Here is a 1,312-nt window from a genome sequence, read left to right as displayed (position 1 = left end):
CTTCAACGGCCGGATCACCCCGACCGGCAACTAACAAATGCCAAGGTCGGATCCACCGTTAATCAGACAGCCCCGCCACGTCACACTTCGTGGTGTTGATGCGTGCTGGGGACTGTGGATTTAACGGTGTTTCCGGCCTAACACGCTGAGGGTTCCTCGGCGAGGAAGGTGCCGTGATGACGACACTGGATGATGTGACCAAGAAGAAGCAGGCTGAGCAATCGGCCGAGCAGCAGGCTGCGGCCGAGCTGGTCCGGTTGGCGCAGGAGCAGGGGCTGTCGCTGACCGGACCGGACGGGCTGCTCAAGCAGCTGACCAAGACGGTGATCGAGACCGCACTCAACGAGGAGATGACCGAGCACCTGGGTTATGAGAAACATGACCCGGCCGGAGTGGGCGCGGGCAACATCCGTAACGGCACCCGCGCCAAGACGGTGCTGACCGACACCACCGGCCCCGTTGAGCTCGATGTGCCACGAGATCGGGCCGCGACGTTCGAGCCCCAGATCGTCAAAAAGCGCCAACGACGGCTCTCAGGCGTCGATGAGGTGGTGTTGTCGCTGTACGCCAAAGGCTTGACCACCGGCGAGATTTCAGCGCATTTCGCCGAAATCTATGGCGCTTCGGTATCCAAGGAGACGATCAGCCGGATCACCGACAAAGTCATCGACGAGATGAATGACTGGGCGGTGCGGCCACTGGATGAGACCTACGCGGCGATCTTCATTGACGCGATCGTGGTGAAGGTCCGCGACGGTCAGGTCGCCAACCGACCGTTCTACGCTGCCATTGGCGTCACCCTGGCCGGCGAACGCGACATCCTGGGCCTATGGGCAGGCACTGGTGGTGAGGGCGCGAAGTTCTGGATGAGCGTGCTCACCGATCTGCGCAACCGTGGCATCAAGGACGTGTTCTTCGTCGTCTGCGACGGACTCAAAGGGCTGCCCGAAGTGGTCGGTAACGTCTGGCCGCAGGCGATCGTGCAGACCTGCATTATTCACCTGATACGCAACACGTTTCGGCTCACCTCCCGTAAATACTGGGACGAGATCAAACGTGATATCAAACCGATCTACACCGCGGTCAACGCCACCGCGGCCCGCACAGCCTTCGACGAGCTGGCCGAGAAGTGGGGACAGCGTTACCCAGCGGTGATCCGGCTCTGGGATAACGCCTGGAACGAGTTCATCCCGTTCCTGGACTACGACGTGGAGATCCGCCGGGTGATCTGCTCGACGGATGAAATCGTCAAGGTGAGCGGTGATTGGTGGCGGGTTTGCGGGGTTGCCAGTGGGCGACGAGGACTTCGTAG

Annotated in this window: 1 protein-coding gene; it reads left to right on the top strand. The window is 61.1% G+C overall.

Going from position 1 to position 1,312, the window contains the following annotated elements:
• Window positions 1-176: 176 nt before the first annotated feature.
• Window positions 177-1,312 (top strand): IS256 family transposase (locus AWC03_RS23670; protein WP_142278499.1); only part of this gene is annotated, 1,136 nt, incomplete at its 3' end.

The sequence above is a fragment of the Mycobacterium europaeum genome (assembly GCF_002102155.1).
GTDB lineage: Bacteria > Actinomycetota > Actinomycetes > Mycobacteriales > Mycobacteriaceae > Mycobacterium > Mycobacterium europaeum.
The sequence above is the reverse complement of the archived record's forward strand: the minus strand, read 5'-3'. Positions and strand labels throughout refer to the sequence as shown.